Raw genomic sequence first — 26,554 nt, forward strand, 5'->3', positions numbered from 1 at the left:
AATTTACGCGCATTACGCGCGCGTAATGCGGCGAAAACCCTCTATGCGCCCAGCGCTCTTTCCAAATCTTTCACAAGCGAAGCCGTAACATTGTGCTCCCAGCTACCGGAGCTGTGCCAAAGCTCAATCTCATGCAAAAGAAAATTGGCCTTTTCTTTAAACCCAATTTTTGTCTGAGGTGAGTAAGCGGTTATCTCTTTTTCTACATCACACACTTGGTCAAAAAGAACTTCATTCATCCTGTCCGCCTCATGCCCTCCATACTGAGAGATATTTGTTTTGGTCTGCCCCAATAACTGAGAACGCCGCGCAAAGAGGTCAAACAAAGCTTGGTCCGCATTGTTGCTCTCAACGTAAAAACCTGATTGCTCGATAAGATTCATGATAAGCCGCACCTTTCATAAAAGTTTTATAGATGATACTATCTGTATCAAAGTTTACCCAGAAAGTAAACAAAAAGAACATGAAATGATACCAAAAGGATAAATATGATTACCGCCCCCCAGATCCGCGCCGCGCGAGCTTTTTTGAATTGGAGCCAAGATGAACTGGCCAAGCAAGCCGGTGTATCAGCGCCCACCATTAAGCGCGTGGAGCTGAAAGGCCCAGATTCATCCTCACTGGGAACCATCAAGGCCATCAAAGCCGCGCTCGAGGCTGGAGGAGTTTCCTTCAGTGATGAAGGCTGTGTTTGCCCCAGCGCAACGCCGTGCAAGAAGACGGCATAAAAACTATTGGGGGTACGATTAGGGGTATAGCACCCCAGCGCTGGGATAAAGACCATGCTTTATCAACGCCCTACCGTCTCAATCACAGAGGGATTGGGCCACCATTTCCCCTTAAAAACAAAATCTACACAATGATCTGTCCGGCATCGAACAGGTCCATCGCGTTTGTCACATTGGTGACCCCGGCGAAGTCGGCGATTTTAGTGTAATCCGTGTAGGCCCCGGTGGGGGAGACGTAGAGGCCGGTGGGGACGGCACCGTTGAAGGCGTTCAGGCCCGCCTGGTAGATGTGGTTGATGGACTGGCTGCCCATTTTGTAGTCATAGACGGCCACTTCGTCGATGTCGCCGTTCCAGTATTCGGCGTAGGTCGTGTTGCCGCCCGAATTTTCCGCGCCGACGATAAAGCGATAATCCGATCCCGTAATGGACGTGAAATTGGCGTTGGAATAGACCGCGACACCGTTGAAATACAGGGTCGCCCCACCCGCGCCGAAGGTAAAGGCGTAGAAATTCCAGTCATTCTGGTCCACGTCGTCCGCCGCGCCCATGGCGATGGGGTCGACATTGATGGTGTAGGTGGAGCCGCCAATTTGCAATTCGCCCGTGACATTGCCGTTCGATAAATTCGCCCCGAAATGAAATTGACCGTTGGTGGTGCCGGACCCGTGTTTGGATAAAATCGAATGCGTGCCCGTTCCGGTTTCGGATTTGGCCCACGCCATGAAGGTTCCGGCGGTCAGGTCAAAAATGGCGTTGTCATCAACACGGCCGCGTTCGTTGCTGCCGTTGAAATCGATGGACCCGTCACCAATCGCGGCGTTAAACGCCGTATTGTTTTTGCCCGGGTTGTTGTCATAGGTGCCGTTCAAAATCCCCATGGCATCGACCATCGTGCTGCCGTTCGCTTCGCCCATGCGGTAATAGAGTAGCGGATCATAATTCAGCGTGATGAATTGATAGAGGTCCGCACTGGTGCCGTCGCTTAAGGCCACGAAATCGGCGATCGCCTCGGTCACCGGATCGAACGCGGCCAGCAAATCGGATAAATCCAGCCCGTCGCCATCATTATAATCAAAATCATGGATCACATCATCGTCATTGGCCGCGCCAATCCAGTCAAACTGGAAAATGTCCGCGCCATCCGACCCATAAAGTTGATCCAGCCCATCACCCCCGGCCAGAACGGTCGGGTTGCCGGACGTTAAAATCTGGTCCGCTTCCCATTCGATCACGTAACCGCGCGTGGTGCTGGGCAGCTGGTCGTTCCAGACGCCGCCATTGTAAAATTCAAGGTGCGCTTCGAACCCGTTATAATCGTTGGGTTCGCCCGAACCCCAGTTGGTATAGGCCCCGCCAATCGCGGACCCGTTGGCCAGTCCCTGCCAGAATTGCGTGCCATCATCCGGTCCGCCGACCCAGCGCCATTCGCCGTTCACGGTCCCATCCGAACCGCCCAGCCAGAAATTGGCCGTGCCCGTAATCGCATCCAGATAGGCGTTTTCCGTCGCGGAATTGGAATGGGCCAGATGCCCGGCCACGCCATTGACCAGATAAGCCGTCGCCGCAGAATTGGCCGCCTCCCACGTCAGGGCCGTGGTAACATGCAGATAAAAACTGCCCGTCGTGGCATTGTACACCAGTCCCGGATACGCCGCGAGGATGGAGGCCGAGGTCACATTGGCCGTTGATCCGGAATAGAGCGTATCCGCCCCATCATTGCCATTCAGCGTATCCGTCCCGGCACTGCCATACAGCGTATCATTGCCATTGCCGCCATTCAGGATATTGGATACACCGTCATCACTGCCCGGATCGGTGCGAATGGCGATGTTGTCGAACCGGATGGTGGTGTCTTCATCCGCCGCATTTTTGCCCTCAACCAAACCGCCCAGCGTGATGGTGTGATTGCCCTGATACAACGTGCCCAGATCAATGCTGACCTGTCGCCATCCGGTGTCATAGGTGGGGTCGTTGCCATCGCTTTCCATGCGGACAATATGGTCGTTGCCGTTCAGGCCATAGCGCACGCCGTCAATTTCGACATAGACGAAACTGTCTTCGTCCGTTTCATAGGTGCCGGAGCGGATCACCTTGTACTGGAAGGTCAGCACCGTATCCTGCACATCTTCGGTCAAGGTGAAGGCGCGGCTGTGCCCGCCGGACATGGGACCGCTGGCTGTCGCGTTGGTGCCATCAAAGAACACTTCCAGCGACCCGTTGCCGTTGACGCCATCCCCGGTATTGCGGCTGCCACTGACATAGGCCCCGCCCGTGCCGCCAAAAACATTGTCGGCGTAAACAAAGCTTTCCGTGCCGCTGTTGAAATTGGTGGTAAAGACGGTCACCGGGGCCGACACGGCATAAAGCGTATCGCTACCATCCCCGCCATTGATCGTATCACCACCCAACCCGCCGGAAATAATGTTATTGCCCGTCGTTCCGGTCAGTGTATCGGCATAATCCGACCCCACCAGATGCAGGAAATTCGACAGCGTATCCGTGCCCGCACCGCCCGTGGCTGATCCCGTGGCCAGATTGACCGTTACGCCGGACGTTGCGCTTTGGTAAACAACCGTATTGGTTCCGGCGCCGCCATCCAGCATGTCGTTGCCCAGACCCCCATCAATCACATCATTGCCCAGCCCGCCGCTGATAATATTGGCCAGCGTGTTTCCGGTCAGCACGTCGGCATAATCCGAGCCGACCAGGTTTTCAAAATTGGAAATCGTGTCCGTTCCGGATCCGCCAGTATTCTGCGCCGTGGTCAGCAGCAGTGAAATCGTAATCCCCGCAGCGGCACTGGCATAGGTCAGGGTGTCTGTGCCCGCCCCGCCATTCATCACATCATCCCCGGCCCCGCCATCCAGCGTGTCGTTACCCAACCCGCCAATCAGCGTATCGTTGTCATTGTTGCCGTACAAAATATCATCGCCCGCCCCACCATTGAGCAAATCATCGCCCGCTTCACCGTAGAGCGTGTCATTTCCGGCATCGCCGTAGAGTTTATCATTGCCCAGGCCACCATAGAGCGTGTCATTATCCGCCCCGCCAGACAGCGTGTCCGCACCATCATCCCCGAACAGATGATCGTCGCCCGCCCCGCCGATCAGCATGTCATTGCCATCATCGCCGAACAGGATATCGGCCCCGGCTTCGCCGCTCAGCGTGTCGTTACCAACGCCGCCGTTGGCCACATCATTGCCCAGTCCGCCAACGATAATGTCATCCCCATCATCGCCGTAGAGAATGTCATCACCATCTTCACCATAGAGCCAGTCCGCGCCCGTCCCGCCGATCACAACATCATTGCCCGCCCCGGCAAAAATTTTATCGTCGCCCGCCCCGCCAAAAATGGCGTTGGCGGCATCGCGCCCGCGAATGCGGTCATGGCCATTTCCGGCATTGATGATATCGGGGTCGGTGTTGGACCCAACGATGCTGTCATCGCCGCCCGTGCCGTTGTTGGGTGTACCGGAAAAATCGCCTTCTGTCGGGGTCGTGCGGCCAAATAAATGATCCACCGCCGCCGCGTTCAATGTCGATGTCTGGGTCTGCAACAGGGTCAGCAGCGTGATGTAGCTGGTGTCGACTTGTGTCCCGTTGATGCGAACGGATGCGATCGAAATGCTACGCCCGCCTTCGCCCGAGGCATCATTGAAACGGAATTGCAGGCTGGATGGATAATCATTTTCAAAATCGAGCGTGAAGAAATAATCACCATTCGCGCCGGATGTAATCTGGGCCGATCCAACCACGACACCACCCACCAAAACCTCAAGCGTCGGCGCGTCGGCGCTGAACGATGCGCTGGCAACGATTTGCATGGTGAATGTGGACATCGGCAAAAGCCCTGGGTTTCATCTGTTACGGGAGCAAACGCAGAAACGCCAACGCGGAGGAGATAAGACGGGAGGCGGGGCCACCCGATCTGAGATCAAGACCCGGACAGAGTCGCTTTCTCAAATACTGGTCATGGGGGCCCCACCACCGTGCCTCTATTATGCAAGGGCGGGCTGATCCATTTCTTAATTTTAGAGGGGGTCAAAGTCGAAAAAGGTGTTTATTATCAAGCGCTTATGTTTACATAATATCAGCAATCCCACCAAAAAGGGAGGGGAAGTTTTTATAAATCAAGATGTTACTGGTAATTGGCGTTGATGGTGTAGCTGCCGCTATAGCTGCCCGCCGCCTGACCGGACTGAATGTTCAGACGGGCGCCAATCGGGGCGGTGGCGGCCCCGCCAGCAGTAACGGTGTATTGCACGCCGCCCGCATCGGTTCCGACATTGAACTGGTCTATGACCATGGTCGCCCCGCCCGGGCCGTTTAAAACCACCGATGCCGGGGCGCTGATCTGGACCATATCGGCCCCCGTGGCGCTGGACGACACGCTTTGCACAAGGCACACACCCCGGCTAAACGCCCCCGGAATGGCGGTGACGCACCCGGTCGTGCTGCGCCCGTTCGACGGCGTTACCGTCACCGACCCCGCCCCCGGACAAGACAGCAGGGTTCCAAACACCAAAGGCAAATTGCAGTCGATCGTCTGCGCCGCCGCGCGGAGCGGGGCGAGGGTCAGGCTCATCAACATACCGCCCGCCAGAAGCAGGGCTTTATCGCTTTTCATCATGGCTTGGTCCTGTCCCTGATTATAAGCGCTCAACGGCGCGTTGCAACCGCTTTCACCCCACCCAAACCTGAAGAAACCATTTATTTCCAGAGACTTGCGCCCAAAGCACGAAAGAGGGTGGATTGGGGGCCGATTGGGGCTATATTCCTCTCATAACCTGATGGCGGGACGTATTTCCGCCTTTCCCGGATGCTGTGGCTTTGCTACCTTTCGGAGGCTGTTTTTAAAAATCACACTTCTCGATAAGGGCTTTAAAAAATGCGCACAGGTTTGATGTTGGCCGTTTTAATTGTTCTGGCCGCCGGATCGCTTTCGGCATGCGGGAACACGATTGATGGCATGGGGCGTGACGTTGAACGCGCCGGCGAAAAGATCCAGTCCTGGTAAAAATTCAGGTTAAACCGGGGGGACACATCCCCGGCCAATCGGATCAATAACAATAAACACAGGGAGTTTAACCATGATCCATACCGGTATAATCCGCACCGGCCTGCTGAGCCTTATCCTCGCCTGCGGGGCGATGACGGCCCCGGCTTTGGCCGCGGATGATGGCTTTGGCGGGTATTTCACCGCCTCTGGCCCGCAAGCCTTGACCGACCCCACCGTCAACACCCCAGCGCTGGCCGCTGCCGATGACGAAGCCGCTGCCTTGAATGCGATTGCGCCGGCCGCCGGTGGTGACACCCCGGATGGAGCCACAACGATGGTCGACACCCCTGTGGCCAACACGGGCGATACGCTGAGCGATCCGCAAACCGCCATCGTCCCGGGCATGGAAGCCAACCCGACCCCGGTGCAAGGGGCCCTGCTGCCGTAACGACAGCCTAAGACACTGATTTTAAAAGCGCACCCGATGGCTCATCGCGGCGCGCTTTTTGCGATGTATGCGGTTTTCGTGAATCGGGGGCCTTTTGCGTGACTTGGGCCCGGGGGACATGCTAAAAACCCGCTCATGATAACGGCTTTTTTAAAATCATTGTCCATGGGGTCCACGCCTGATCAAGGGGCCCTCCTGTCACCGCGCCAAACCATGGTTTTACTGGGGGCGCTGACCCTGGTCCTGCTTGCCGCGTCCTTATTGCCGCGCACACTCTCCGCGATGCCGCTGGTGCTGGGGGCAGTGCCTGTGCTGATCTGGGCGGGATGGACCCGTACATGGCCCCCGGTTTATCCCGCCGCCCTGATGTGCACAGGGGTGATTGTGGCGCTGGCCGCCTGCAGCACGCTGTGGGCGATTGATCCCGCAGAAGCGGGCGAGCGCGCGGGCAAAATCGCCATGGTGCTGATCCCCGGTGCGTTGATGGTCGGGTTGTGCCGCGGTGCGGATCGCGACACGCTGGCCCGCATGGCCAAAATCATCCCGCTGGCCGTCATGGCCGGATGGAGCGTGATCGTCGGAGATTATTATACGGGCCAGCCGCTTTACCGCCTGACCCACGGTCTGGACGCCGACATCATCATCGGCACCTATGAAACCAACCGCGCGTGTATGACGCTGACCTTGTGCAGCCTGCCCGCCATGGTCATGGCGTTGCGCCTGTGGCCGGGTTTGGTGGGGTGGGGCATGGCCGCCGCGATTGTGGCGCTGGGCTTCGCCGCCATTCATACCAGCGACAGCCAGACCGCCTTGCTGGCCTTTATCATCGGGGTTGGCGTTCTGGTGGCGTTTCCCGTTGTGTCGATCTGGCCGCGCCGGATTTTGAAATGGATCATGCTGGCCGGAATTGCGACAGGCCCGTTTCTGGCCATCGCCATGTTCCGCCATCTGGCGACCCCCATGGAACCCATGTTTCTGGACAGTGCCGCCAATCCGCTGGAGCGCATGGAAATCTGGGATTTCGTCAGCCGCTACGCCCTGCAAAACCCGCTTACCGGGTTCGGGATTGAGGCCAGCCGGGTGATCACCGATTTCGACAACGCCAAAATCTATGAACCCGCCAGCACGATCATGCATCCCCATAATGGTGTGTTGCAGATCTGGATTGAATTTGGCGCGCTGGGTGCGGCCCTGACCATGGTGGCCGTGGCCGCCCTGTTCCGCCGCATTGACGGTTTGGGCCGGACCAACCGGCGTCTGGTTCTGGCCGTTTTTCTGGCCACCTGTTCGGTGAGCCTGACCGGATATGGGCTGTGGCAGGGCTGGTGGCTGGGGGCCTGTATGCTGATGATCGGGCTGACCGCGCTGACCCTGAAAATCCGGTCGGTTCCGGTCCGTTTTCCGCTATCCTTCAACCGTCCCGCTTGGCTCAGCCCCACGGCATGATATGATAGATACCAGACGCGCCACACGCCCCGGCCTTACCGGGCGCAGCGAGCGGGTCTTTTCGTACACCTTCAACATTTTAGGCCACGGCTATGAGCACCCCTGACTCCGATAACGCAAACGATAACGCCCCGCCGCTGGAAGAGCTGATGATGCTGGCCGCGCTGGATGAAAACGCGACCATGGCCTTTTACGACGCGCTGGTTGGCGCCACGGTTTTTGTGCCCGGTGCCGTCACCGGACAGACGGAGGACGGCCCGGAGCTGGAACTGCATGTCTGGCAGGCGGATGACGATTCATCCTTTATCCCTGTGTTCACCAGTGAAGCCCTGCTGGAGGAAGCGACCGAGGGAGACCCGGTTCCTTATCTGTCTTTTGTCATGCGGGATTTGCTGGCCGCGATTGACGATGCCGCCATCACCATCAATCCGGAAAGCGATATTTCGCTGACGCTGGAACCGGATGAAGTGCAGGAATTGCTGAACGCCATTATCGACGACAGCGAAGACGACGATGATGAGGAATAAGATCCGCGCCCTGATCCTGGTTCTGGCATGTGCGGTGATCGGCGCATCATCGGCCATGGCGCAACCAATCCAGAAACCGCAAAGCGGCACAGCGATCAGCGAGACCGCCATGCACTACACCAAAATGGTGGCGGTGGATTGCGCGACCAAGGCACATATGTGGACCACGGCCGGGTGCCTGCGCACCCTGTCGGAATCCAGCCGGGTGATGGTATCCAACTACATGGAAACGCTGGAACGCGAGGGCCAGACCAGCTTTGTCGAGCTGGTCAAAAATAATTGCGCCGCATCAACGGCCGCGGAACAGGGCACATACCCTGCCGCCGCCATGAAAAGCGCCTTTATCGAATGCGCCAACACCATCAGCGATGTTGCAGAAAACAGCCGCCTGGTTCCCGATCTGGCGCATTATGAATTGCTGGCTGGCCCCATCCTGTGCATGAGCAATGACAGACGATGCCGCCATGTCGAACATCGGCTGAAGCAGTTTTTGTACAAATAAAAAAATCCCCGGGCATCGTTCCGGGGATTTTTTATCCGCCCTGACTTTACGCCGATTTTTCCGGCGGCAACGGCAGCAAATGCTGACCGCTTTCGTCACGATGCTTCTTCAGATACTTCATAAACGGCGTGCCGCCGGTGCCGATATCCACCGGGTTGCCTTCGGAATCACGGGCCTGTTTGTTGATATAGCTGGCCGCATATTCCAGATGGCGCGTGCGGAAGGCCTGCACATGATTGACGATATCATTGTACAACCCAACCAGCTCCGCCGAGCCCGATGCCGCGACAAAATCGCGCAAATTCGAATTTTTCGCCACATCTTCGATAAATTTGCGGTGGCGCGGCGGGCGGTATTGATGCAGTTCATCCAGATATTCGCGCAGCGGATCATTTTCGTGCGCAATGCCCAGCAACGCGTCCATGGTCGGCACGATCGAGCTTTGCGATCCGGTTTGGCCGCGGAACGGTTGTGGTTTGCCGGCATATTTCGCCACGCCGTCATAAATCAAACCATCCGGCAAAGCGGGATTGCCTTTCCACCCGTGAATATAGGGACGGACACGGTGGTAATAGATATACGGATCACACCCCTCCGGCATGCGGTCAAACACAGGATTGATCTTTTCCCACGCAGCCAGAATGGTGCGCAGGCCCGTGGTTACACCAGCACCGTCCTTCGCGGCCAGCGCATCGAGCAGGCCGGGAATAGCGGCCAGTGCGGCACCCGCTTTCGCTTCAATCTCAACATGGACCAGGATGAACCAGTTTTCATCCAACCCGTCATAAAAATTTTGAATGACGTAAATGTTGTTGAGCGCCACATCGCCACGCGGATCCAGTTTTGCCCAGTTATCCAGCGTATAAGATGAATAGGGCAACAGCGGAAACTGTCCGATTTTATCGGCCAGAATGCAATACGGCACCGCCAGATTGCGGGGCAGGGTTTGGGCCGCTTCTTTTTCGCCCCAGACATAGGCTTGAACAATGAAGGAATAATGCACCATCAGACGGCGCAGTTGCGCATCGTTCAGATGATCGATATGCGCCGCCATATCAATTTCCGGCAACGCGTTCAGGAAGTGACGCACACGTCCCGTCAACATCAGATCGGACAAGTGCTTACCCGAGATCAGGATCGCATTGAAATCCGACGGCAACGTGACCTCATCCATCTCATAGGGGGCCAGAAAGCCGCGATCAGGCGTGATATCGTAATCGGAGAGTTTCAGCATTGAAGAATGTCCTTCCTGTGTATGGCTTTTCTAAATTATTGCGGGTCAAATGTGACCGATTTTGGAATGAAAAACCAGTAGCGGCCATCGGATTTCATCAGCCCGGCATTGTGCTCTGCCGCATCACCGAAACCGAAATACACATCGCCGCGCACCGCGCCGCGAATGGCACCGCCCGTATCCTGGGCCATCATCAGGCGACGAATGGGCGGCACGGTTTTATCCGTATCCGACCCCGGCCCGCCCGCATCCAGCCACAACGGCACGCCATAGGGGATTTTGCTGCGATCAATCGCCAATGACCGCCCCGCCGTCAGAGCAATATTCTCCCCGCCCAGCGGGCCTTCGCCCTCGATCAACTGGAAATAGACATAGGACGCATTCACGTTCATCAATTCATCCGCCTGATCTGGATGGGCTTCCAACCACGCGCGGATCGATTGCATCGACACTTCGTCCTTGGTCATGGCGCCGCGTTTGATCAGCTCGCGTCCGATCGCTGTATAGGGGTGGCCATTCTGTGCCGCATAACCCACCTGCAGCACCGACCCATCATCCATCTGCACGCGGCCCGAGCCCTGAATTTGCAGGAAGAATGCGTCCACCGGATTATCCACCCACGCCAGAACGGTCGCGTCATCATCTTTCAATGCGGGGGTTTGCGCTTCGATTTGTGTGCGCGATTCAAACGGTTTTAAATTCCCGTCGATCACGCGGCCTGCAATCCGCTGGCCTTTTAGACTGTCGCGGAATTGGCCTAGATCCACCATCACCAGATCCGCCGGACGCACGCGCAAGGGTGTTTGGTACACACCGTGCCGCGTGCGCGACCCGTTCAGTGACGCTTCGTAATAGCCGGTAAACAGGCCGTTTTCATGATCACCACGATCCGTATCTGCAACGGCCGCATAGACATTGAACCATTGGTTCATAAAGGCCCGCATATCGGTGGGCGGTGTTTGCGTCAGCGCGTTACACGGCATCTGCCAATCCGCCATGGTGCCAAAACGCGCATCAACGCCAAATGCCTTATCCGGTGCGGCCTTTAAAATGCGGGCGCAGGATTTTTGCAAGGCGGGTAAAACCTGTGACACATCATCTTCGTTCCAGCCCGGCAGGGCCGACACATCCGCCGCACGCAACACCAGCTTGGCATCATCAGGGGCAAGGCGGGACGGCTCTTCCGGCCCGGTGCCACACGCGGCCAGCGCAAAGGATAAAACCAGAACCAAAGAAAAGGGGCGCATGTTTTTCATCATGCGCCCATTCCATAGAAGCCCGTGCGGGCCGTCAAGCCCTATCCATCCGGCGTTCAGGCCACCGTTTCCGGCATGCCCTTCTTATCCGCATCTTCCTCACGCGTAGCCACCAGATACCAGGTTGGTTCGCGGGATTTCAACGGTTTGGCAAAGGTCCAGATATCGATGGTTTCCTTCACCCGATCCGGATTGCCGGAAATATATTCGCCGTCCTTGTTCTGAATTGTTGCGGTTTCATCGGCGACGAAGCGCACGGTCAGAAGGGCGCGTTTATCCTGTACCCGGGCATCAATGATTTCCAAGCGGCGAATAGCGTGAATTTCAGTCAGGGCGACTTCACCCCGCGCTTCACGCGCACTGATCGCGCCATCGAACGCCGCATACAGCGCCGGATCAAGCAGGTTTTTCAACAGGCCGCGATCATTGGCGGCAAAAGCCTCAACAATCATCACGAACGCATCCTGCGCGCCCTCCAGGAAATGCGTGGCGTTAAAGGAATGATCGGCGTTAGCGATTTCCTGCAGGCCAGCCTCGGCCCCTTTGGCCGCGCTCATATTCTTGCCCACCGGGATCACCACGCCGGGCAGGGGTTCGTCAATCCCGGGCAGGATGCCGGGCATGGCATCGCCGTTCAGCGCCCCATTATTCACGGGCGGGGTCGGGCGATGGGCCGGAGCGGATGCGTTGCGCGCCGGATCATTATCGGTACGGGCAAACGGGTTCGGGCGCTGGCGTTCATCGCCATGGCGCGTACCCAGCACGTTGCGAAGCCAGAACACCAAGCCTGCGGCAATCAAGGCATACAGTAGAAGATCAGCGGTCACGGAGATGGAATCCTTTGTTTTGCAGGGGATGCAACCATATTAACACAGGAGCGGAGCCATCGGGCTGGCTTTTCGCTCCCTCGGTCTGTAAAACCTAATGTAATTCACGCCAAACGCAAGACAAACGCGAGAAAGAGACCGCCGGACCGCCATGGTGTTTCTGATCCTTTTTATCCTTATCCCCCTGATTGAAATCGCCCTTTTCGCCGCCATCGGCGGGGAGATTGGCGTGCTGAACACGCTGTTGCTGTGCGTGGCCAGCGCAACGGCCGGGGTGATGATCCTGCAAAGGCAGGGTTTAAAGACGTTTTTCAACCTGAATGAGGCAAATAATCGCGGAGAAATCCCCATTCAGCAGATTTTCGACGGGTTTTGCCTGTTTATTGCCGGTATTTTGCTGATTATTCCGGGTTTTTTCACTGATTTCATCGCTTTTGCCCTGCTCATCCCACCCATTCGGGTTGTTTTGCGGCAATCGCTGGCCGGATGGGTTCAGGTGCACGGGTTCCCGGGCGGCCCCGGGGCACGGCCGGGCCAAGATGGCCCGAACGGACCATCATCGACCTACACCGCTCTGGATGTGGAGTATGAGGAGATCAGCGTCACCGACCCGGACGATGACACCAAGAAAATCGGATCGTAAACAAACATCCCCTCCCGCTCTGTAAAGCGGGGCCACCTTTTTGATTGCACTGTTGATCGCCGGGGCGAGACCCCCTAATCTCACCACACATGATGAACCTGTAAGGAATTTTTTTGATGACTGACGCGTCCACCCAATCCGCACCGCTTGATGTGCGCCCGATGCCCCTGACCATTCATGCGCAGTATGTGAAGGATGTGTCGTTCGAAAATCCGAACGCACCGCATTCCCTGCGCCCGAGCGCCGACAAGCCGGAAATCAAGGTCAACGTCAACATGGAACTGAACGGCCTGCCGGAAAATCCGGGCAGCCCCCAAATGTACGAGGTTTCTCTGCGCCTGCGCTGCGCCTCGAAACGCGGGGATACGACGTTGTTCGTAGCTGAAATCGAATACGCCGCCGCCGTATCGGCAGGCGAGGGCGTGGCGCAGGAAACGATGCACCCGCTGATGCTGATTGAAGTCCCGCGCCTGATCTTCCCGTTCGCGCGCCAAATTCTGGGCGACCTGACCCAACAGGCCGGGTACCCGCCGCTGTTGATCGGCCCGATTGATTTTCAGCAGCTGTACATCCAGCGTTTTGCCCCGGACCTGCAACAAAAGGCCGATGAGATGGCCCGCGCATAAGGCGGCCATACGTTCAATAAAAAAGCCCGGATCATTTGGTCCGGGCTTTTTCTTTTCCATCTTCATCCCCCCTCCCAGAGAGAGGGGGTTAGGGGGAGGGGTTTGAATTTTGGAATTTAAATCACAAATATTACCCCCTCACCCAACCCTCTCCCCATGGGAGAGGGCTTTATGAGGCCTTCTTACAGCGGCTTGGGCGGGCGCATATCGTTGCCCCCGTCATTTGCAGGCGTATCACCGAATGTTCCCGGGCCCTTCGGTGTTTCGTCCGGGGCCGGCTGCGACGGATCGCGTGTCAGCACGCCGCCATTCGCCACAATCTTGATTTCCGAACCGCTGAGCGTTTCGTATTTCAACAGGGCTTCGGCAATGTTTTCCAGCTGGCCCCGATGGTCGGTCAGGATTTGTTCCGCCATCACCTTGCCCATGTCAGTCAATTCGCGAATTTCCTGATCCAGCATCAGCGAGGTCACTTCGGAAATACTGCGCGACCGGCCCGTGGCCCCCATCGCCTGTTCCTGACGGCTGGAAGAATACAAAACCGCGCCCGCTTTATCGGACAGGCCCCATTCCTCAACCATTGCCCGCGCCATGGCCGTGGCGGATTGGATATCGCCGGATGCGCCCGTTGTCACCTTGTCCGCGCCGAAAATCATTTCTTCGGCGACACGGCCGCCATAGCACACAGCCAGACGGGCATGCGCCTGCTGACGGGTCAGGGATACGCGATCGCCTTCCGGCAATTGCATGACCATGCCCAAAGCCCCACCGCGCGGGATAATCGTGGCCTTGTGGATCGGGTCCGCCCCGGGGGCGTGGATCGCGCACAAGGCGTGGCCCGCTTCGTGATAGGCGGTCAGGCGTTTTTCCTGTTCCGTCATGATCATGGTTTTGCGTTCCGCACCCATCATGATGCGATCCGCGGCCCCTTCGAAATCGGCCTGGGTGATGGCGTTGTCGCCACGACGTGCGGCGAACAGGGCGGCCTCGTTGGCGAGGTTGGCCAGATCAGCGCCCGAAAACCCCGGCACGCCGCGTGCAATCACCTTTACATCCACATCCGGCGCAATCGGTTTGTTGCGCAGATGGGTTTCAAGAATACGGACACGGCCAGACAGATCGGGAAGGCCCACATGCACCTGACGGTCAAAACGGCCCGGGCGTTTCAGCGCCGCATCCAGAATATCGGCGCGGTTGGTTGCGGCCAGAATGATAATGCCTTCGGTTCCATCAAACCCGTCCATTTCGACCAGCAACTGGTTCAGCGTCTGTTCGCGTTCATCATTGCCACCGCCGACACCGCCGCCCCGCTGGCGACCCACAGCATCAATTTCGTCGATGAAGATAATGCACGGCGCGGATTTTTTGGCTTCTTCAAACAGCTCGCGCACGCGTGCGGCGCCACGGCCCACAAACATTTCAACGAATTCGGAACCGGATTGGGACAGGAACGGCACACCCGCTTCGCCCGCAACCGCTTTGGCCATCAGGGTTTTCCCCGTTCCCGGCGGACCGACCAACAACGCACCGCGCGGAATTTTTGCGCCCAGACGCGTATATTTTCCGGGGTGTTTCAGGAAATCGACCATTTCCATCAATTCTGATTTGGCTTCGTCAATCCCAGCCACGTCTTCAAAGCGCACATCGCAATCCCGGGCATTGAATTTCTTCACCATGGATTTGCCACTGAGCAAGCCGCCACCACCGCCACCACCCGGACCCTTCATGCCACCGCGCATCATGAACATAAAAAACCCAATCATCAGCGCCGCAGGCAGCAATGTCAGGAACAGACGAGACATAAACCCAGCTTCCTGCGGTTTGTCGCGGGCTGATAAATCAACCACATCAACACGCTCGCCATAGAGGCGGTTCATGATGTTTTCATTCACGGGGATACGCGAAACGATCAACGTGCCGTTGCCATCCAACGCCCGCACTTCGCGACCATCCTGGCCACGCAACTCAATCTCTTCGAAATCACCGCGCAGTGCCATGTCGATAAACTGTGTATAGGGCTTGTGTTCGGCCTTTGGACGCGCGGCCTGGTCGTCGGCCTTGGTGTCCATCATGTTATAGGCCACAGCCACAAAAAGCGCCGTCAGACCGACTTTTATGAGCATATTCGACATTGATCAAAAATCCTTTTTCGTCACTCGTAAAACCAAAGACCCGGGCTTGAGGCCCGGATCCTGTATTCCTGTTTGAGCGCCCGTTATTGCGGACGCATTTCGTTATTGTTTGCCGGGTGTGGCGGCTGGGCATCATTTGCATTGATCGTGCGCGGCGTTTCATCCGGCGCAGGATCGATCGGATCACGGGACAGGGGCTTGCCCTGCGCCACGGCGGCAATTTCCGAACCGCTGAGCGTTTCGTATTTCAGCAACGCCTGCGCGATATTTTCCAACTGGTCGCGGTGGTCGGTCAGGATCTGTTCCGCACGGACCTTGCCGCTATCGATCAGCTCACGAATTTCCTGATCCAGCATCAACGAGGTGATTTCGGACATGTTTTTTGACCGTCCGACGACGCCCATCATTTGTTCTCCGCGGCCAGCGGAATAACGCACTGTGCCCGCCTTGTCGGACAGGCCCCAATCCTGGACCATGCGTTCGGCCATATCGGTCGCCGCCTGAATATCGCCGGACGCACCGCTGGTGACCTTGTCGTGGCCAAAGACCATTTCTTCGGCCACACGGCCACCGAAGCACACAGCCAGACGGGCATGCGCCTGTTGACGGTTCAGGGATACGCGGTCACCGTCCGGCAATTGCATGACCATGCCCAGCGCGCCACCGCGCGGAATAATGGTGGCTTTATGGATTGGGTCCGCACCGGGGGAATGCAAAGCGCACAGCGCGTGACCCGCCTCATGGTACGCGGTCAGGCTCTTTTCTTCATCCGACATCACCAGCCCTTTACGTTCCGCACCCATGATGATGCGATCACGAGCCTGTTCGAAATCGGTAGCGGTCACCAATTTTCCGTCACGGCGCGCGGCACACAGCGCCGCTTCGTTCACAAGGTTGGCCAGATCCGCACCCGAGAACCCCGGCACGCCCCGCGCAACAACACGCGGGTCCACGTCTGTATCCAGCGGCACGTTGCGCATATGGGTTTTCAAAATCTGTACCCGGCCCGACAGGTCCGGCAAACCAACATAAACCTGACGATCAAAACGGCCCGGACGCTTCAGCGCCGCATCCAGCATTTCCGCACGGTTGGTGGCCCCCAGAACGATGATGCCCTGGTTGTCTTCGAACCCGTTCATTTCGACCAGCAATTGGTTCAGCGTACTCTCAGATTCCTGATGCCCGCCACCTGCACCATTGCCGCGCGCGCGGCCCAGCGCGTCAATTTCATCGATAAAGACGATGCACGGTGCATTTTTCTTGGCTTCCGCAAACAGGTCGCGCACGCGGGATGCACCAACACCCACGAACATCTCAACGAATTCGGAACCGGATACGGTGAAGAACGGCACGCCCGCCTCGCCCGCGACCGCCTGTGCCATCAGGGTTTTCCCCGTGCCCGGCGGGCCGACCAGCAACGCGCCATGCGGGATCTTACCGCCCAGACGTTTGTATTTTTCCGGGTTCTTCAGGAAATCGACCATTTCCATCAATTCGGTTTTGGCTTCGTCAATCCCAGCCACATCGGTGAAGCGCACTTTGCACTCTTCGGGCTTGATCATTTTGGCTTTGGATTTGCCAAAGCCATTGGCGGGCCCTTGGCCACCGCCCATTTGCTTCTGCTGCTTTTTCTGCATCCAGTACATAAAACCGATCAGCAGGCCGACCGGAATGATCGACAGCATCAGCATCATCATAAAACCGCCACCACCAAAGCCACCGCCGCCGGATGAAGGTTGGGGCGCGGGTTTACTGGTGACATCAACGCCGCTTTCTTCCATGCGGCGCATGAAGGTATCCGGGCTTTCGTAGATGTGGGTGATGTAGGTTTTTTTGTCGATGGTCTGGATGCGTGCGTTCTGGCCTTGAACATCCACGGAATAAATCTGTCCCTGACGGGCGCGTTCGATAAATTCGGAATAAGACATCCCGAACGCCTTGAACTCACGGTCGTAGTTGCTTTGCTGGCGATCGCTATACGCCCAGTATCCAACCCCGGCAACCATTGCAAAAGCAACGGCCAAAGCGATCGTATTTTTCTTCTTTTTCGCGTTCGGATTCTTCTGTGGCGCAGCCATGATGAAACAACTCCCGATCCTGTTTTTTCTTTGTTTTTATTTTTTAAGAGGGAAAGTCGTAGGCCGCTCAACCAAAGCTGTCAATTGATTGTTATGGGAATCGCGGATTTTTGAAATAATCGTGCGCATTCAGCGGGTTAGGATTTCCCGCCGGGGTCAAAATTCGCCTGTAATTTCAAAGACTTTGCGCGCGGCCCGCTTGGGGAAAGCCCAAGTTCCGGGGGCCTTAATCCGCCCGCTTCCAGATGGCGTCCGTCAGAGACGCGACCAGTTTTTCATGGGCCTCGGCTTCATCCGCCGGAATGGGAAATTCGCGTTTTTCGCGGGCCTTGCGCCGCACCGGGTCGATCCCCGACAAAACCGATCCACGGCCCTGTTGTGTCGACCCGCTGGTCGCGCCCAGGCCCAAACCATGTTGCCGCCCGCCGCACAGCTCCAGATACACTTCCGCCAATAACTGCGCGTCCAGCAGCGCCCCGTGTAATTCCCGGCCCGAGTTATCAATACCAAAACGGCGGCACAGCGCATCCAGGCTGGCGGGTGAGCCGGGGAATTTTTCCCGCGCCACCTTCAGCGTGTCAGTCACATCCTTCAAGCGATAGCCCGGGAAGCCCACATTGGCCAATTCCGCGTTCAGGAATTTGACGTCGAATTCCGCGTTGTGAATAACCAGCTTCCCGTCATCACCAATGAAATCCAGAAATTCGGTGTAGATTTCAGCGAAGACCGGTTTGTCCTTCAGGAACTTGTCATCCAGCCCGTGCACCGCCACAGCCTCGGCCGGGACGGAGCGTTCGGGGTTGATATATTGGTGATAGGTGCGCCCCGTCGGCACATGGTTCATCAGCTCGACACAGCCAATTTCAACCAGCCGGTCGCCCTGCAACGGGTCCATGCCCGTGGTTTCGGTATCGAGAACAATTTCACGCATGGGGCGACTATGAAAGGTTTTGCAAGGCCGTGCAAGGGGCAGCAAAAAGCCCCCGTTGATACGGGGGCTTTTAAGATTTCAGATGCTGTTCTTATTGCGCCCGCAAGACCGGAGCCGCTTGCTTGGTTTTTGTAGAAAATTCTGCGACGGGTCGTGCTGGTTCACTTGCCCCTACATCATTCGCCGCATTTGCTTCGGCTGTCACATAGTAGTAGCTGGCAGCTGCGGCCAAAATGGAGCAAAGAGTCTTGATTCTCGCATCCCGTTTGATTGCCGGGAGAAGCTTGTTTCCATCCTTCTTGGAAAAATCGTGCGAGGTTCCATAGGCATATGTAGCAATTGCACTCAGAGAAGCCACAGCCAGAGCCGTCAGCTGGGACGAGACGCCCACCGCGGCATAGCCGACTGCTGCGCCATACGTGGCGAAACTGGCCAGAAGCGTGGCATTCGCACCCTTGGCGTTGCTGATAAACAGAGATTTCAAATCGCCTTTATGATTTTGAACATCGTTGGTCATTAGGGTTCCCCTTCTAATTCATTTGTTTCGAATGGGGGGACCGTAATCAAGCCTATGTATTATGTCAATACAAAGGATTTTATTTGTTATTTTTCAATGTGTTATGAACCGCACTGTTCCAGCCATTCATTCAAACACAGCCGCGTTTGCGCCTGCATTTTCGGCAGCCAGTGGTCCGTATCGGCGCGCAAGCCGTTGAGGTCCAGATCGCCGCTGGCGGCGCGGTGAGCGAGGCCGACGGACCAGCTGTGCATGATGCGGGGCGTGACCTCGACATGGCATTGGAACGCCAGGACGTGATTATCAATCGCGTAAATCTGGTTTTCGTACTTCACCGTGCTGGCCAGACGTGTGGCGCGTTTGGGCAGATTGAATGTATCACCATGGCGTTGCATGACGCGCGTGGATGTATTGTCGAAATAACGCGCGACGGAATTTTTCCCCGCATCGGTCAGGACCAGATCATGCCAACCGAGCTCTTCGCCGCGCGGGCCCTTGTACACATCTTCACCGCAAGCCGCCGCAATCATTTGTGCACCAAGGCAGATGCCCAGCACTGGGCGGCCCGCATCGATGCGCGTGCGCACGGCGTCAATTTCATGGTTCAAAAACGGGTATAAATCGCGCTGGTAAATACCGCACGCCCCGCCCAGAACCACCAATAAATCAGGCTTTAACGGGTCCAGACCGGAGAAATCATGATCGAATGTATCGATCAGCGCGATGTCCGCGCCGCGATCCACCAGCACGTCGGCAATGGTGCCCGCGCCATCGGACATGGAGTGGCGAAAGATTGTAACGTTACGGATGGTGGACATGGGGCGATGGTCCCTGTTGCAGGAGGTTACGCACGATTGTTTTTAACGCACGCATGGTATGCACGCGGCCAAGGCCCGTCTGGACAACGTAATCGGCCCGTTTGCATTTATCCGCATCGGGCATTTGCCCAGCCAGAATGGCATTGAATTTATCGACCGTCATATTGGGGCGCGCCAGCACGCGTTGTCGTTGCACGTGCGGCGGCGCGGTGACAACGATGACTTTATCAACACGCGATTCCGCACCGGTTTCATACAGCAACGGAATATCCAGCACGGCAATCTTCACGCCCAACGCACGGTTTTTATGCAGGAAATCAGCTTGGGATTGCCGCACCATCGGGTGCAAAATCCCCTCTAAAATCGCCTTTTTTGCAGGGTCGGGGAAAATAATCGCGCCGAGTTTTTTGCGGTCGATGGCATTGTTGGTTTGATCCAGCACACCGGGAAACGCGGCTTCAACCGCCGCCACAGCGCCGCCGTTCGGGCCCAGCAATTCATGCACGGACGCATCGCTGTCATGCACGGGCACGCCGAGGCGCGTAAACATGGCCGCCGCCGTGCTTTTCCCCATGCCGATCGATCCGGTTAAACCTAAAACAATCATGACCCCACCAATCGTTCCATCACGATGGATTCCAATTCATCATCTACATGCGGCATCACACCATACCACGCATCAAAGGCCGGGCGCGCCTGATGCAACAGCATGCCAAGGCCTGTTACAATTGTGTTTCCGCGCATTTTCGCCTGTTGCAACAACGGCGTCATCAACGGGCGATACACAATATCGTACACCACAGCATTGGGGGACAGACCGCCGACATCCATATCCAGCGGTGCTTGCCCGGTCATACCCAGTGATGTTGTGTTGACCAGCAAATCCGTATCCGCCAGCGCGCCGCCGCGTTTTTCCCAATCCACAATCAACACGCGCCCATCATCATCCAGATCATTGGCCACCGCCACCGCGCGTTCGCGTGTGCGGTTGATCAGCGTGATCCATTCAAAATCTTCGCGCAATAACGCATACAGCACAGCCCGCGCCGCGCCGCCCGCCCCAAGAACAACCGCGTGTTTGCCGGATAAATGAAAATCAGGCACCGACGATTTCAGGTGATTGATAAACCCATCCACATCGGTGTTGTGCCCGTGCAAACGGCCACGATTGTCGATGGTCACGGTGTTGACCGCGCCCACCGCCTGCGCCGTGTCATCCAGATCATCGCACAAAAATGCAATTTCTTCCTTGTGCGGCAGGGTCACATTGAACCCGACATAGCCATCATCCACCAGCGCGCGCACGCGGGTCGACAAGTCATCGGGCGCGATATCAATGGCGGTATAGGTCCCGTCAATCCGGTATTGTTGCAACCAATGCGTATGGATCACAGGGGACAAAGAGTGCGATACCGGATGGCCGATCAAGCCCGTCTTGCGCGTCATGACAACAGCTCCGGCTGATCCTTGTGCCCCAATTTTCGTTGCAGCAACAATTGAATTTCCGCCGATGTTTCCTCGACCGAACGGCGCGTCACATCAATCACCGGCCAACCATGGGCGGAGAAAAATTTGCGCGCGACGCGAATTTCTTCCTCAACACGGTCAATGTCCAGATAGGTATTTTCGGTGTAATGCGGATTCATGTCCTCCGCCCTCAATCGATTGCGGCGCAAAGCCACCAGACGATCCGGCGTTTCGGTCAGGCCAACGATCAATGGCCCATCATGCGATGAATCCTTTAATTTCAGTACTTTTTCAGGGAAGGGCAGATCGGGGACAAAGGGAATATTCGCCGCGCGAATGCCGCGCCGAGCAAGGAAAATGCAGGTCGGTGTTTTCGATGTGCGCGATACGCCGACCAGAATAACATCCGCCTCCTCGATCCCGTCCAGATTTTGCCCATCATCAAACGACAGCGCAAAATCCACCGCATCAATCCGTTTGAAATACGCCGCGTCCAGCGCGTGCTGCAACCCCGGCACGCCCTTTGGCGCAACCCCCAGATAAGACGATAACCCTTTAATAATCGGGTCCAGCACAGGCATGCAGGGCAGGCCCAAATCATGCACGGCGCGTTGCAGCGTTTTGCGCAAATGTTTATCGACCATGGTGAACAACACCGGCCCCGGATTTTCGGCAATTTCCGCGATCACGCGTTCAAGCTGTTTATCCGTCCGCACCATCGGCCAGAACCGCTCCACCGCCTCAACCTCTTCAAACTGGGACAAGCAGGCGCGCGCCAGCCCCTGCAATGTCGTGCCGGTGGCGTCAGAAACCAGATGAATATAAAACGGCGCATCGGCGCGATGGTGTTTCATCCCGCTATGGTAGCAGTTTTCAGTCGTTGGAAAAGGCCCTACCCGCGCGGTGTCGCCGGACGAACCAGATCCCCCTCGGGGAAGATCAGGCGGGCCAGATCGGCGTCGCGGAACGGGACGTTGTTCACCATGACCACTTCCATGTCGTACATGATGTGGAACAGGTGGGTTTGGTTGATTGGGTCGCTGAGGCCCGCGAAGAACGGGTCTTTCAGGATGCCATCGCCCAGACCGGACAAATACGCGGTGCCGTCGGGCAGGATGGCCAGGCCTTCGATCACCGCCGGGGTGACCTTGTCCGCGCCGAAGGACGGGGTGATATCATCGTTGAGGAAGACATCATCCAGAACTTCCAATGTTTCATGGTCGCTGGCATCCACGCGGGCCGTATCGGCATACCATTGGCGGAAGGTGTAGGCGAGCACGGCGCCATTGAACAAGGCGCCCGGATCGCGTTCCAGGAAACGGGTGAAAATGGTGGCCATATCGCCCTCTTCTGACCCCAGAATATGGCGCCAGATTTCGGCGAAGCCTGCCCCGCGCAATTCCCAGCCGGCCAGAATGGTGACGGTGTCGCAATCGGCCGCGCGCACGCGTTCCAGCATCAGATATTGGTCGGGCGCAAAATCTTCTTCCGATCCGTCCAGACGGTTTTCATGCCAGACGTCGCGCAAAGCACGGATAAAGGTGGTCAGCAACGCATTGCGGAAGAACGCCGAGCGGCCCAGCGCATCGACATTCATGCCAAAACGATCAATCAGGATCAGACGTTCGGCCACATCGATGTAATAGCCTTCGCGGCCCAGATGATCGAGCCCAACGGACCAGCCATGATCTTCGGCATCCAGCATCAGGGCGCGCACCAGCGGACTTTCCCCCGCCATCATCGCGCACCAGGTCAGAACATCGCGGTCGGTTTTAAAGGCGAACGGGCGTTCCTGAACGCCGTCAATATCGGATTGATCGGCTTCGGCCAGAATGGCGGCCAGCGGCCAGAAGCACGGCATCATCCGCACGGACGGCACGGCATTCGGGCCGGACAGCAAGGTCACGGCATCGCCCGTGGAATGGGTCAGATCATAAACATGGGGATGGGCCACATCGCGGTTGAGATCGCGGCCATGCAGGCGTTTCAGATGGGTTTTGCGCGTTAAACGCTCGGACTTCATTGAATCAGATCCACACACATCGTCATCCATCCAACGGGGAGAATTCCCCGTCAGATCGATCAATTCATACTCACAACCCGCGCTCGTCTTCTGCAGAGACGGGCTGGAGGTAAACAATATCGGCTCCGCCCGATCCACCGCTCGCGGTGCGTTTGGCCGGAAGGTTTTTGCCGGAACCGGACGCGCGGTCCGCCCCGGGCAAACGGATAATGTTTGCTGCCGTCTTTTCATATTTGTCGCCATCCATTTTATTTTTTGGTATTCCGGCGGCAGAATTTGCACCGGTTTGGATGGTTTCAGACGTTTGCAATTCCTGTTCCGCTTCACGGAAGGAGCGTTCGAACTTGATGAACCACAGGAAATTGGCATTCGAGCGGTCGCGCACCTCGGTAAAAATGGCGTCGGACAGGATGGTAGGGACAAAAGAGACCAGGTAATTTTTGCCGAAAGGCATCGTACCCAGCGCCAGCACCAGATCGGTGGTGATGGTGCGCGAAGCATCTTCGCCAGCAAAGACATAACCCTGATAATCGGCCAGCATCTGCTGGATCAGTGTGCGGTCTTCGATGCGGCAACGATCGGACAGGAACCATGTTTCAAACACGGCGGCCGATGCCGAACCATTATTGATGGTACGAAAATCCAGATAGGCTTCACGCGCAAAGGCGCGAGCCAGATCGGCCATGGAGGATTCCTCCAGCCGTTCCCACGGATCGCGGTTGCCCGCCAGCTGCAGTTCCCACGCCACGCGGATGGTGGACGCGGCCAGATCGGCGATCTGGGCCCGGTTGACCAAAATGGCCTGATCCGGGTGGAAGGTCAGCGGATGCAACAGCGCGCCATTCCGGTGCTGCCACATACGGCGCAGTTCGCGGGCCAGCAACAAAACCTGATCCGTGCGGTCACGGCGCGGATTCAGGAAAATCGCATTGGCATCGCGGTCATAATGGGCGGTATCAACCTGTTCCGAAAAATGCAGGCCCAGACCAAATTGTTCACCCAGCAACAAATAAGCATGCGCCACGCGGCTTTTTTCCAAAGCGGCACGCAAGGACCGCAGATCAAATTCACTGCACGAAGCCGGTTCCAGTTCGGGGTCGAGTGCGGCGCGCATCTCGTCCATAAATTCTTCCATGCGCAATTGCGGCAGGCCCGGTTCGGACAACGCCGCATCCGCCGCCATCAGGCGGTCTTTCATCGCGGCAACACCGCGTTCAATTTCATCAATGCTGAACGGATCGGCGCCATAGGTCGCATAAGAGTCGCTTGCAAACTCCAGCTCGTCTTCGATGTCGCCTTCAAAATCCATGTAGAACAGCGGCTGGTCGCCAATGATTGAGCAACGCACCGGTTGGGCGTTATTCAACGTATAGGCAACACGGCAATCATCCTGTTGCAGAATTTCGATGGTGGTGCCGTTGCCCCCGCCCCGGCCATTATGTGACTTCGTACCCATGAACCCAAACCATTGTTTTATGGGCTTTGCGCCCGTTTTGATCCGCACATTCCCCATGTAGCGGTATGGGTTCATTATGCGGGGGCGAAGTTAATGAGTTCTAACCAAGGGGGATGTTTTTTGAAAATATTTTTCCCTGCTTAGACAAAGGGTTAGGTGAGTAATTTTCCCTAATATCTAAACTTCCGCGTGCTTGTGCGGGTGCGGGGCACGCAAAATCAGGGGGCTTGGGGCAAAAAGGGGGGTGGAGTCGGGCTTATTGGCCGGGCAAATCATCCCCGAGGGTCAATTTATTGACCGAGCAAATCATCAATCACGGGCATATCTTCAACCACCAGCTCCTCATCCGTCAGGCTGACCATCCCGTCGGGGGCGACCAGAACGGTGGAGCGGAACAGGCTGTCCTTAAAGATCATGCGGACGACCAGGGTTTTCGTGCCGTCTTTGGATTCCCCGGTCATGCGGACGGGTTCCAACAGATTGCCAATGGCCTTGCGTGCGGCCTGCGGCGGATCTTCCTTCCAGGCAATGTCATCGACATTTTCGGCAATGATAAAGCGCCCATGCCGCCCCCGCACATAGGCGAAGAAGAAGCGCACATAATCAACAACCGCCCGGTCATCCTTCAGCGTCAAAGGCGCGGCGCGGTTCAGGGCGTAAATCGGGGCGTTGGTCCAGTCCAGAATGCGCAGCGGCTGGCTGGCCTCCGGATTGTACAAAACATGGACGCGGCGGGCCGGGACCACATCATGGTCGGCCATATCCAGCAGCCGCCAGCCGGGATAAAACGACAATTCCGCCGCCAGAACCGTGACGGTCCGCGGGTTAAAGGCCGCCCCGTCCAGAAGCGGGTTCACCGCCCCCATCAGGTTTTCGATTTCCAGCCGGTCCAGTTTTTGAAACGCATCACGAAACATGGCCGGGATTCTAGACAGGTTTCCCGGGGCCGACAAGCTGGGGCGAGGGGCAAAAACCTGAAAAACCGCGCCTTTTGGCAAGAATCCTAACCCTGACCCCTTGTCTATGACAAAGCGGGCCCTATCTGTCGTTTATATTAGTGTAAAACAATATATTAGAGTTTCAGCCAATGCCTCATGAGCGTCGCGAGATTTTGTTTTATCTCCACGAAATTACCCCCGCCTTGCTGGATGCCGCCATTCCCCTGATCGGGAAGATTCCGGATTCCCGCGATGTACGGATTTTGGATGTTATGCATACGCGAGACTTCCACCGTTCCTTCCACGATATTCAGGCCCGGTTCCGCCCGCTGTTCAACGCCCGCAAGCAGACCGAGGGCGTGATGTTCCGCGCGGCCGCCACGGGATTGTTTAAAAAGGAACAAATGGCCGGGTTTATCGTCTCCGACGATGTGCTGCAGGATATTTTATTCGATGCCTGCAAAGCCTATAAAATCAGCCTGCCCCGCAGCGCCGACAAAAAAGTGGTCGCCCAGGATCTGGCCATCGGGTTCGAGTTGATCTTTGAAAGCGCCGGCGCCGGACCGGCTTTGGCCTTGGAAGAAGCCTGATCCGCACAGCCATCCTGCCCTTAGCGTTTTATCCCGCGACGTTCCCCCGATGTTCGCGGGATAAGTTTGTGGGGGAATCGGGGTCCAACCTTGTGGGGAAGATTCCGACCCCATTTTGCCCCCGCTGACCCCTCTGAATCACACCGGCTTGCCACCCTGTTAAGATCTTTTTAACGAATGGGCTGGAGTCGGGGATGGAATCGTTACCAAAGCGTTAATACAGCCATTGGCGTGTTAATACCCTTGTGAATAAGTCGCGGGATAGAATGCAATCCCCATAATTCACAGGCCCTACTATCTACTAAAACCCTTTTAAATTTCTTTATTAAAGTTATTGTTCACCCGATTGGACAGCCCGAGATTAAA

The 26,554-nt window shown here is 56.7% G+C and carries 26 protein-coding genes; 9 read left to right on the forward strand and 17 right to left on the reverse strand.

Features of this window, described 5'->3' with window-relative positions:
- Nucleotides 1-41 precede the first annotated feature (41 nt).
- Entirely contained in the window at nt 42-383 is a 342-nt protein-coding gene (locus tag MICA_RS11670; RefSeq protein ID WP_041794111.1) for a hypothetical protein, read from the reverse strand.
- A gap of 105 nt (nt 384-488) precedes the next feature.
- On the opposite strand from MICA_RS11670, the gene MICA_RS11675 reads away from it, so the two are divergent.
- A complete protein-coding gene (locus MICA_RS11675) occupies nt 489-728 on the forward strand; it encodes a helix-turn-helix domain-containing protein (RefSeq protein ID WP_014103979.1) in 240 nt (79 codons plus the stop codon).
- A 124-nt stretch (nt 729-852) separates the two neighbouring features.
- Here the strand turns inward: MICA_RS11675 and MICA_RS11680 are convergent, their stop codons facing one another.
- Entirely contained in the window at nt 853-4,569 is a 3,717-nt protein-coding gene (locus tag MICA_RS11680; RefSeq protein WP_014103980.1) for a LamG-like jellyroll fold domain-containing protein, read from the reverse strand.
- Nucleotides 4,570-4,868: 299 nt separating this feature from the next.
- Nucleotides 4,869-5,360, reverse strand: a complete 492-nt coding sequence (locus MICA_RS11685; protein WP_014103981.1) for a DUF4402 domain-containing protein — start codon at nt 5,358-5,360, stop codon at nt 4,869-4,871.
- 258 nt (nt 5,361-5,618) lie between these two features.
- Between MICA_RS11685 and MICA_RS11690 the strand changes: the two genes are divergently transcribed.
- The 5 genes from MICA_RS11690 (at nt 5,619) to MICA_RS11710 (ending at nt 8,652) form a co-directional block, all read left to right on the forward strand.
- Nucleotides 5,619-5,747 carry an entericidin A/B family lipoprotein gene (locus MICA_RS11690; RefSeq protein ID WP_014103982.1) on the forward strand — a complete coding sequence of 43 codons (129 nt, stop codon included), beginning with the start codon at nt 5,619-5,621 and terminating at the stop codon, nt 5,745-5,747.
- A 73-nt stretch (nt 5,748-5,820) separates the two neighbouring features.
- Nucleotides 5,821-6,177, forward strand: a complete 357-nt coding sequence (locus MICA_RS11695; RefSeq protein WP_014103983.1) for a hypothetical protein — start codon at nt 5,821-5,823, stop codon at nt 6,175-6,177.
- A gap of 165 nt (nt 6,178-6,342) precedes the next feature.
- Entirely contained in the window at nt 6,343-7,623 is a 1,281-nt protein-coding gene (locus MICA_RS11700; protein ID WP_041794647.1) for an O-antigen ligase family protein, read from the forward strand.
- 92 nt (nt 7,624-7,715) lie between these two features.
- A complete protein-coding gene (locus MICA_RS11705) occupies nt 7,716-8,150 on the forward strand; it encodes an SseB family protein (protein WP_014103985.1) in 435 nt (144 codons plus the stop codon).
- A complete protein-coding gene (locus MICA_RS11710) occupies nt 8,137-8,652 on the forward strand; it encodes a hypothetical protein (RefSeq protein WP_236619911.1) in 516 nt (171 codons plus the stop codon). Before MICA_RS11705 ends, MICA_RS11710 begins: the two co-directional genes overlap by 14 nt.
- Nucleotides 8,653-8,698: 46 nt before the next feature.
- On the opposite strand, the gene MICA_RS11715 is transcribed toward MICA_RS11710, so the two are convergent.
- The 3 genes from MICA_RS11715 to MICA_RS11725 are packed head-to-tail and all read right to left on the reverse strand — an operon-like array spanning nt 8,699 to nt 11,969.
- Nucleotides 8,699-9,886 carry a PrnB family protein gene (locus tag MICA_RS11715; protein WP_014103987.1) on the reverse strand — a complete coding sequence of 396 codons (1,188 nt, stop codon included), beginning with the start codon at nt 9,884-9,886 and terminating at the stop codon, nt 8,699-8,701.
- A gap of 35 nt (nt 9,887-9,921) precedes the next feature.
- A complete protein-coding gene (gene mltA / locus MICA_RS11720) occupies nt 9,922-11,145 on the reverse strand; it encodes a murein transglycosylase A (protein WP_014103988.1) in 1,224 nt (407 codons plus the stop codon).
- Between the two features lie 53 nt (nt 11,146-11,198).
- Nucleotides 11,199-11,969 (reverse strand): Tim44/TimA family putative adaptor protein, encoded by a 771-nt coding sequence (locus MICA_RS11725; RefSeq protein WP_014103989.1) that lies wholly within the window; start codon nt 11,967-11,969, stop codon nt 11,199-11,201.
- Nucleotides 11,970-12,120: 151 nt separating this feature from the next.
- On the opposite strand from MICA_RS11725, the gene MICA_RS11730 reads away from it, so the two are divergent.
- On the forward strand, nt 12,121-12,612 hold the full coding sequence (locus MICA_RS11730) for an FxsA family protein (RefSeq protein WP_014103990.1): 492 nt from the start codon (nt 12,121-12,123) through the stop codon (nt 12,610-12,612).
- A gap of 116 nt (nt 12,613-12,728) precedes the next feature.
- Nucleotides 12,729-13,238 carry a protein-export chaperone SecB gene (secB, locus tag MICA_RS11735; protein WP_014103991.1) on the forward strand — a complete coding sequence of 170 codons (510 nt, stop codon included), beginning with the start codon at nt 12,729-12,731 and terminating at the stop codon, nt 13,236-13,238.
- 182 nt (nt 13,239-13,420) lie between these two features.
- Here the strand turns inward: secB and ftsH (MICA_RS11740) are convergent, their stop codons facing one another.
- The 11 genes from ftsH (MICA_RS11740) to MICA_RS11790 form a co-directional block, all read right to left on the reverse strand.
- Nucleotides 13,421-15,370: an ATP-dependent zinc metalloprotease FtsH gene (gene ftsH, locus MICA_RS11740; protein ID WP_014103992.1), complete on the reverse strand. Its 1,950-nt coding sequence runs from the start codon at nt 15,368-15,370 to the stop codon at nt 13,421-13,423.
- A gap of 83 nt (nt 15,371-15,453) precedes the next feature.
- Nucleotides 15,454-17,448, reverse strand: a complete 1,995-nt coding sequence (gene ftsH / locus MICA_RS11745; protein ID WP_014103993.1) for an ATP-dependent zinc metalloprotease FtsH — start codon at nt 17,446-17,448, stop codon at nt 15,454-15,456.
- A gap of 226 nt (nt 17,449-17,674) precedes the next feature.
- On the reverse strand, nt 17,675-18,379 hold the full coding sequence (gene dnaQ / locus MICA_RS11750; protein WP_014103994.1) for a DNA polymerase III subunit epsilon: 705 nt from the start codon (nt 18,377-18,379) through the stop codon (nt 17,675-17,677).
- A 91-nt stretch (nt 18,380-18,470) separates the two neighbouring features.
- The gene (locus tag MICA_RS11755) at nt 18,471-18,896 is read right to left on the reverse strand and encodes a hypothetical protein (RefSeq protein WP_014103995.1); all 426 of its coding nucleotides are present in this window, start codon (nt 18,894-18,896) and stop codon (nt 18,471-18,473) included.
- 101 nt (nt 18,897-18,997) lie between these two features.
- Nucleotides 18,998-19,714 carry a glutamine amidotransferase-related protein gene (locus tag MICA_RS11760; RefSeq protein WP_014103996.1) on the reverse strand — a complete coding sequence of 239 codons (717 nt, stop codon included), beginning with the start codon at nt 19,712-19,714 and terminating at the stop codon, nt 18,998-19,000.
- The gene (gene coaE / locus MICA_RS11765; RefSeq protein WP_014103997.1) at nt 19,698-20,321 is read right to left on the reverse strand and encodes a dephospho-CoA kinase; all 624 of its coding nucleotides are present in this window, start codon (nt 20,319-20,321) and stop codon (nt 19,698-19,700) included. Before coaE ends, MICA_RS11760 begins: the two co-directional genes overlap by 17 nt.
- Entirely contained in the window at nt 20,318-21,160 is an 843-nt protein-coding gene (locus tag MICA_RS11770; protein ID WP_014103998.1) for a shikimate dehydrogenase, read from the reverse strand. The genes coaE and MICA_RS11770 overlap by 4 nt, the downstream gene beginning before the upstream one ends.
- Nucleotides 21,157-22,035, reverse strand: a complete 879-nt coding sequence (locus MICA_RS11775; RefSeq protein ID WP_014103999.1) for a pyruvate, water dikinase regulatory protein — start codon at nt 22,033-22,035, stop codon at nt 21,157-21,159. Before MICA_RS11775 ends, MICA_RS11770 begins: the two co-directional genes overlap by 4 nt.
- 38 nt (nt 22,036-22,073) lie before the next feature.
- Entirely contained in the window at nt 22,074-23,204 is a 1,131-nt protein-coding gene (locus tag MICA_RS11780; RefSeq protein ID WP_236619912.1) for a DUF6782 family putative metallopeptidase, read from the reverse strand.
- 70 nt (nt 23,205-23,274) lie between these two features.
- Nucleotides 23,275-24,660, reverse strand: coding sequence for a DUF6782 family putative metallopeptidase (locus MICA_RS11785; RefSeq protein WP_236619913.1), 1,386 nt, complete (start codon nt 24,658-24,660; stop codon nt 23,275-23,277).
- A gap of 290 nt (nt 24,661-24,950) precedes the next feature.
- Nucleotides 24,951-25,577 (reverse strand): hypothetical protein, encoded by a 627-nt coding sequence (locus MICA_RS11790; protein WP_014104002.1) that lies wholly within the window; start codon nt 25,575-25,577, stop codon nt 24,951-24,953.
- Nucleotides 25,578-25,747: 170 nt separating this feature from the next.
- On the opposite strand from MICA_RS11790, the gene MICA_RS11795 reads away from it, so the two are divergent.
- Nucleotides 25,748-26,188 (forward strand): hypothetical protein, encoded by a 441-nt coding sequence (locus MICA_RS11795; protein ID WP_236619914.1) that lies wholly within the window; start codon nt 25,748-25,750, stop codon nt 26,186-26,188.
- The last annotated feature ends 366 nt before the right edge of the window (nt 26,189-26,554 follow it).

The organism is Micavibrio aeruginosavorus ARL-13, assembly GCF_000226315.1.
Lineage (GTDB): Bacteria > Pseudomonadota > Alphaproteobacteria > Micavibrionales > Micavibrionaceae > Micavibrio > Micavibrio aeruginosavorus_B.